This window comes from Treponema sp. R8-4-B8 (assembly GCF_054786175.1).
On record NZ_BDHE01000429.1, the window covers coordinates 1 to 439 of the forward strand.

General features: G+C 49.4%; 2 protein-coding genes. Both read right to left on the minus strand.

Going from position 1 to position 439, the window contains the following annotated elements; genetic code table 11:
• Nucleotides 1–238: hypothetical protein (locus ACYVRA_RS09090; protein ID WP_461252384.1), on the minus strand; the 238-nt coding region annotated here is incomplete at its 3' end.
• Nucleotides 239–439, minus strand: a 201-nt coding sequence (locus tag ACYVRA_RS09095; RefSeq protein ID WP_461252385.1) for a hypothetical protein, incomplete at its 5' end; no start/stop codon positions are given.

The following is a 439-nucleotide window of genomic DNA, read 5'->3' on the forward strand; positions in this document are numbered from 1 at the left end:
CGGGTTCGCCGGAAACAAGGCATATCGATGCGTTTGACTTTTTGCCGACAGTTTTGTTGATAGCCTTCGCTACGCTTGGACGCTGGCAAACCAATAACCCGTTATCGTCGCAATAACTAAAAGAGACAACGGCGTTATCCTCTACCAACTCATGATAATGTTGTTCCGCTTGCAATTTTTCGGAATTGTCGGTTTCCAAAAACGTAATAACCGGTTTCAGGCTGTCTCTTATACACATCTAGATGTGTATAAGAGACAGGTTCCTGCGAATCGAACCGTCCCCGCGCCCGCGAAGGGCGCGACTTGACATAATATGCCTGACCGTCTTCGAAAACGTAGTTTCAATCCCCGCGTCCACGATGGGCGCGACCGGATAAAAATTATACTTTCTTGTTCGCCGTGCTGTTTCAATCTCCGCGCCCGTGAAAGGCGCGACGCC